This window comes from Listeria rocourtiae FSL F6-920 (assembly GCF_000525975.1).
Classification (GTDB): Bacteria; Bacillota; Bacilli; order Lactobacillales; family Listeriaceae; genus Listeria_A; species Listeria_A rocourtiae.
In genome coordinates this window covers 87511-94538 of sequence record NZ_AODK01000021.1, presented here as the reverse complement: position 1 = coordinate 94538, position 7028 = coordinate 87511, and the positions used below count along the sequence as shown (strand labels likewise).

The following is a 7028-nucleotide window of genomic DNA, read 5'->3' as shown; positions in this document are numbered from 1 at the left end:
CTCCCTACTGTATAGGGTGCCGCTTGGCATGTCACTGGCGCAAGAATCGGGAGGCGCTGTTCGTACACCAAAGCTCCCTCCGGATACCGTCCTTCTTGATCCATTAACGGACTATACGCGCGAAACACGACGTCATCGCGGTAATGCTTGATCTGTCCCGAAACGTAATACGTCCACGCATGGGGGCCTGCCCCTGGATTGGCGGGTTCCTGTACTTGGATCCGATTCCCAGCGACCCCATTGACGAGCACTTGGATGGTTCGAACCGGTTGGTTCTTCGCCCCTTGAAACACCCCCGTGATGGCCGCATCCCCAATCGTATACGGAGCAGGTGTGAGCAGCGTCGACCGAATCACCACAGGTAATCGGTGAATCAAACGCTGCAAGCGATCGTAGGCGACAATCTCCACGGCATCGGTGATCGAAAAAAGCTTATCTGCCACATAATACTGGAACGCGCACACCCCTTCTTCTGTAAGATCTAGTACGTCCACGCTTGGCAGATAGGTGTTGCCATGCAGACACAAGCCGACCCGCTGGATATCCACCCCTTTGACCCCGCGGTATAATCCCGTCACATACTTCTTCGTTTGTGGTGAAGCTAGGGAATACGTATCGACATGCGCTAACACATGGAGCTGTATCTCCACTAACTCCCGATCTAAAAAGGCACCTTGTGCCGCAAAAGCATAAACATACAGTACATCGGATTGTCCAATCAGCGTTTCTTTGTCTGGGGATGGGCACTGAAAGGTTTCTTGATCGGGTGTCACTTTGGGGCCCCATACACCGTTACACCGCGTGCGTAGATGATCGATTGGGGTATCTCCTGGCTCCGAAAAGAGTTGTCCGGTCAACGTCGCTTCTCCGATGGTATAAGCATCCACTTGTAAACGCCGGGTGGGAGTCGTGTACACTTGGGTTCGTTCGATGGATTGGCCTGCGACATCGTATCCAGTTAAGTAGACCGTATCCCCTGGTTGGATAGTGAGATTGCCGACGTAATACCGAATCGGGTACGGCACACGGGTATCTACCGTAACGGAGACGCGTGGGTACACCACTTGATTGACAGAAAGCCCAATTGTGTGGATAGCGCTCGTTCGCTTCCCAGTGACCCATTTTTGTTGCTGATACCCCCTGCTACCATCCAATGTCAGCGCATCGGTGTGTAGCACATTTTGACTTAAGGTGAGCTTCGTATAGAGGTTATTCTGTTTGGAAGCAATCCACCCCTTCTAGCGTCACCATCGGACAATCTTGGAACAACACATTACTGTCCGTAGCCCCATGCGTAATGAATGCCTTTGGATCATAGCCATAAAAACGGCAATGACGAATAGTTACCTCCGCACAGCGAATAAATTGAAGTCCGAATTTAGCCAACTTATTGAGATTGAAAGATAGCCCCTCTAAGACAATCGGGGTGGTCTGGTCTTGAAAAACACCCATGGCAACAAGTTTTAAACCTTGTTGTTCATCTATCTCGAATTGGGTGCCGGGTACTGCCGATAGGATTTCCTCTGATGTCAGCGTTTTCACAATAGGGATACGTGGGCCAGTAAACGAGTGCTGAGGAACAAAGTCTTGCAGTGTGTACGTTAAAGCTGTCATTTTTTTTGCCTCCTTCTGTGAGTATAAACAAGCATTATCCTTAATGTTCAATATAACACATTGTTTGAATATTTGATACCGTTAAAAATATCCATTAATTACCCTATTCTCCTCCTTTCCCTCTCTTCATCGCTTATATAGATTCGATTTGTGCTTTAAACTTGGGGTTTTTTGAGTGCAAAACAAGCAGAAATTCTTGTATAAAACCATTCTAAAAAATGGAGTATACAAGAATTCCTGCTTGTTTATTTTTGAAGTTAAATTTTAATTTTTTCTCCGTTTTGTTCCACCACTACTTACGCCTCGTGAGAAAAGGTAGCATCTATTTAATTTACTTACTCTCCAAATCATGTACAAACAACCCACTTAACAATTTCGGCTCAAACCAAGTCGATTTTGGCGGCATAATCTCGCCCGCATCGGCTACATCAAGTAAATTATCCATCGTCGGCGGATACATTGAGAACGCAATGGTATATTTCCCAGCGTCTACAAGCTGCTCCAACTCCCCAAGCCCACGAATCCCACCAACAAAATTAATCCGATCATCGCGACGAATATCTTTTATTCCGAATAATGGCTCCAATACCTGATCTGCTAAAATGGAAACATCAAGCCCTGCTATCACGCCACTTCCTGCAAACTCAGGCTTCACTTTCAAACCATACCACGAGCCATCTAGATACATCCCAAACGTATTGGGAGTCGCTGGCCTATAGGCCTCTTTCCCAACTTTCTCTACATCAAATTTTACAGCAACTTGATCTAAGAAATCAGGTGCAATCGGTACATCCACAACTCGATTATAATCAAGAATTTCCAACTGATCTTGCGGGAATAGCACCGATAAGAAAAAATTAAACTCCGCGTCCGCATCAGCGTCTGGAAACTCCTCTCGGCGCTTCAGACCGACTTTAACTGCTGATTCCGTCCGATGATGCCCATCTGCAATATAAAGCGCTGGAATCGCCTCAAAAGCCTTCGTAAGCGTATCTACTACATCTGTATCATCCACCGTCCAAATCCGGTGCTGCACTCCATGGAAGCTCTCAAAATCATACACAGGTTCATGACTATCAACCCAAGCATCCACTACATCGTTCACACGTTTATCTGAACGGTATGTCAAGAAAATTGGACTCGTATTCGCATCTGTCACATCCACATGACGAATCCGATCCAACTCCTTCTCCTCGCGCGTTAATTCATGCTTCTTAATCGCACCATTTACATAATCATCAATCGCTGTACACGTCACAATTCCAGTCTGAGGTCGACCGTTCATCACTAGCTGATACAAATACAGCTCTGGCTTTTCGTCCTTCGCAAGCCACCCCTTCTCTTGAAACTCTGCCAAATTGGACGCAGCCTTCGCATAGACCGAATCATCGTACGGCGACACATCCGCAGCCAAATCAATCTCCGCTTTGTCAATATGTAAAAATGACATCGAGTTAGCAACGCCCAGTTTACGCGCTTCCTCCGTATTCAACACGTCATATGGCAACGAAGCCACATAAACTGCCTCTTTTTCACTCGGTCTAATCGCCTTAAAAGCTCTAATCTTCACCACAAAAAATCCCTCCCAGTTTTATAAAAATAGCCACGACAGAAAATCCATCGCAGCTATTCATTTTTATCTCAATACGCTGTAACACCCGCAGGTTCAATCACACGGACCCGAATCACACCAGGAATCGCGCTAAGTTGTTTCTCGACAAGTGATAAATTACCTTGCGCACCTTTTTCCATATCGATTAACGTGTAGGCATAATCACCCTTACTACGGTTCGTCATATCCAAAATATTAATCGACCCATTCGCAAGCTCTGTCGTAACCTGCCCAACCATATTCGGTACATTATGATGAAATACCCCCAAACGCGGATGTCCATTATAAGGCATGTCCACATTCGGATAGTTCACCGAATTCTTAATGCTGCCCGTTTCTAAAAAGTAGGCCAATTCCTTCGCCGCCATTTTAGCACAATTTGTCTCAGCCTCTTCCGTTGAAGCACCTAAATGCGGCAACACTTCCACTTGAGGATGCTTCACAAAAGCCTCCGTCGCGAAATCTGTAATATACATGCGCAACTGACCAGCATTAAGCGACTCAATCATTGCATCTTCATCTACTAATTCTCCACGCGAAAAATTAAGCAGAACAGCATCAGGTTTCATCAATTGCAACGTTTCTCGATTGAACATCCCCGCTGTATTATCTTTCAGCGGAACATGCACAGTCAAATAATCACACGTCGCCAACACTTCCTCCAGCGTCATCGCGCGCTCCACTTCTTTTGCGATTCTCCAAGCAGTATCGACCGAGACATATGGATCGTAACCAACCACGTCCATACCAAGCGCTAACGCATCATTTGCTACAAGCGCACCAATCGCACCTAAGCCAATGATGCCAAGACGCTTTCCAGCAATCTCCGTGCCTGCAAACTTCTTCTTCCCTGCTTCAACCTTCTTTTCAATATCTCCACCCGTAAGCGTTTTGACCCATTCCGAACCTTCCAAAATCGGCCGCGCACCCATAAACAAACTTGCTAATACCAGTTCTTTCACTGCGTTTGCATTCGCACCAGGCGTGTTAAAAACTACAATTCCTTTATCTGCACACGCTTCAACAGGAATATTATTCACTCCAGCCCCGGCTCTCGCAATAGCTTTCACACTATCAGGAAACTCAAAATCATGTAGATCATAGCTTCGTAACAAAATACCATCTGGTGCTTGATTCCCGTCAATTAAATATTTTTCCGCATCGAACTTACGTAACCCTTCTTTAGCAATCGCATTGAAAGTCTGAATATTAAACATGTATTTCTCCCCCTTTATGAGTTGCAACAAATTTTTCCATAAGAGTGGTGAGCGCTTCGACACCTTCATATGGAAAAGCATTATAAATACTTGCACGCATACCACCAACAGAGCGATGCCCCTTCAAATTCTCAAAATGAAGCTCCTCCGCCTCTTTAATAAATAATGCATCTAAATCTGCAGACCCCGTAACAAACGGTACATTCGTAAGCGAACGATCTGTCTTGTTTACCGGTGAGGAAAATATCGAAGACGCATCCAAGTAATCATATAAAAGAGCTGCTTTCTTCCTATTCAATGTTTCAATTCCCGCAACACCACCCTGAGCCTTAATCCATTCAAAAACCAATTTTGCTACATAAATCGAAAAAAGTCGCCGGTGTATTGTACATCGAACCATTCTTTGCCTGAACTGCATAATCAAGCATAGCCGGCAAACCAGCTACATTTCCAATCAAATCCTCTCGAACAATGACGATTGTAAGACCTGCAGGGCCAATGTTTTTTTGAGCCCCCGCATAAATTAGTCCAAATTTGCTCACATCGTACACACTCGACAAAATATTGGAAGACATGTCAGCAACTAATGGCACATCACCAGTTTCAGGAGGTGTGAAAATCGCCGTACCCTCTATCGTATTATTCGTTGTAATATGCAAATAAGCCGCATCGGATGGCACACGCGGTATTTCTGGAATATAACTGAAATTCTTATCTTTTGATGACGCCAAAACTTCAATGTCACCAATTTTTGCAGCTTCCTCCATCGCTTTTTCAGACCACGAACCAGTATTCACAAAATAGGCCTTCTTACCAGCCATCAAATTCATCGGTATCATGGTAAATTGCAGACTCGCACCGCCTTGTAAGAATAAAATTTTGTAATTTTCGGGGATGTTCATTAATTCACGCAATAGTAACTCTGCATCCCCAATAATTTCTTCAAATAAATCCGAACGGTGGCTTAATTCCATTACTGACATTCCTGAACCTTTGTACGATAATAATTCCTTCTGTACCTTTTCTAAAACCGGTACGGGCAAAATCGCAGGTCCTGCTGAAAAATTATACGCTCTCTCCACACATCATCTCTCCTGTTCCAATCGTATTTCCAACCCACAACTTCGATTTCTCACATTTGGTCTTAATACAAAAACTGTGACAAGCATTACAAGCATCGCGAAAAGCCTATTTTGGAGTTCACATATGTATCTCATTCCCACTTCCAGTCTAATCAAACCAAAGAACGAATACTTACTCCTAACACTTGGATATATTATATCAGAAAATACGAATGTTTTCAGATAAATTGAACTTATTTTGCGGGTTTTTATTCATAAAGCCTAAGAAAGCGTCACCATTCGGCTATAATCCTCGTAACTACATTCCTAATATTCCTTTTAAAAATTTTTATAAATCCAATTCCCCACATTATTTCCCGGGCAATAATCGCTTTGTTCGAAAAACCACCAAATAAATAACCAGAAAAATAAGTAACGTAACAATCGACCAGCGATACATCAGGGCATAATTATAATGTGCTGCTATAAAGCTTAGTCCAAAACTCCCCAATGCCATCCCAACATCCATCCCTGACAAAAAATGTTCCGTTTGCGATTCCCTTCTTATCCAGCGCCGCACGATCCACTGCCAAAGCTTGCAAAGAAGGCTGCACCATCCCGTAACCAAGACCGAAAAATAACGAAGATCCAAATAGACTCCAAACTCCCGTCGTTAGTGATAGCCACCATAATCCAACGCTCATCAACAAAATGCCTGGAATAATTACCACCCTATGTCCCTTCAAATCATATAACCTTCCTGCAAAAGTTCGGCTCACTAACACCATAATTGCCTGCCCAACAAAGAAAATCCAGACCATCCGTACATGTAATTCCAATCCATAAATCATCATAAACGTTTGAATTCCCCCCAATGGAAAAGCCATCAACATGCAAAGAACTGCCGGTAATAACGCCCCTTTATCAAATAGTTGCATTTTGTGCTTTACAGCTCCTTGCTTTGGCATTTTAAGTTGAGTTGCCAATAGAAAAACTAGCACCATTAGTATAATCGAGAATCCAATCAAAAAAATCAAATGAAAACTGGTTCATCAAAATAATCGCAATAATCGGTGCCAGCGACATCCCAAGTGCTGTTGTAAGACCATAAAAGCCAATACCTTCTCCTGTCCGATTCGGTGGAACAAGCGTCGAAACACCTGTCGCAATCGAAGTTGTTGTAATTCCCCAACCAACACCGTGAAACAGCCTTAGCACGAGTAGCGCCGAAACAAACGTTGACCAATAAAGATTTACCGTAACCGCAATCAACACAAAAAAGCCCACCAAAATCATGATTTTCGCACCGAACCGATCATTTAATCCACCCGCAATAACTCTCATAAATAAGGCTACCAACGAAAATAAACCTACCGCTAAACTAGCCTGGGTCTCTGTTCCACCTAATTTAATAATTTGTGCCGGTAAAGTAGGCATAAAAATCTGAAATCCAATATATAAAAATAAACTCGAAACTAACAATATTACATAATCTTTCGTCCACAACTTCGCCTTCAAAAAATC

4 protein-coding genes and 3 pseudogenes are annotated in these 7028 nt (G+C 43.7%); all 7 read right to left on the bottom strand.

Going from position 1 to position 7028, the window contains the following annotated elements; all coding sequences use genetic code 11:
- On the bottom strand, positions 1-377 hold a 377-nt coding region (locus tag PROCOU_RS17500; protein WP_149023638.1), incomplete at its 3' end, for an immunoglobulin-like domain-containing protein.
- 30 nt (positions 378-407) lie between these two features.
- Positions 408-1178, bottom strand: a pseudogene (locus tag PROCOU_RS19310) (immunoglobulin-like domain-containing protein); the annotation flags it as partial.
- Positions 1179-1209: 31 nt separating this feature from the next.
- A complete protein-coding gene (locus PROCOU_RS08150) occupies positions 1210-1614 on the bottom strand; it encodes a hypothetical protein (protein ID WP_036071324.1) in 405 nt (134 codons plus the stop codon).
- Between the two features lie 331 nt (positions 1615-1945).
- Positions 1946-3187, bottom strand: coding sequence for a DUF1015 domain-containing protein (locus PROCOU_RS08145; RefSeq protein ID WP_036071321.1), 1242 nt, complete (start codon positions 3185-3187; stop codon positions 1946-1948).
- 68 nt (positions 3188-3255) lie between these two features.
- Complete coding sequence (locus PROCOU_RS08140; protein ID WP_036071319.1) at positions 3256-4443, bottom strand: phosphoglycerate dehydrogenase; 1188 nt, start codon at positions 4441-4443, stop codon at positions 3256-3258.
- A pseudogene (gene serC, locus PROCOU_RS08135) lies at positions 4436-5525 on the bottom strand (3-phosphoserine/phosphohydroxythreonine transaminase). Before serC ends, PROCOU_RS08140 begins: the two are co-directional and overlap by 8 nt.
- A gap of 349 nt (positions 5526-5874) precedes the next feature.
- A pseudogene (locus PROCOU_RS08130) lies at positions 5875-7022 on the bottom strand (MFS transporter).
- Between the last annotated feature and the right edge of the window lie 6 nt (positions 7023-7028).

Bases quoted from the DNA above. Each gene is read 5' to 3' on its own strand.
- PROCOU_RS08150 (WP_036071324.1), bottom strand. From the start codon at position 1,614: ATGACAGCTTTAACGTACACACTGCAAGACTTTGTTCCTCAGCACTCG.
- PROCOU_RS08140 (WP_036071319.1), bottom strand. From the start codon at position 4,443: ATGTTTAATATTCAGACTTTCAATGCGATTGCTAAAGAAGGGTTACGT.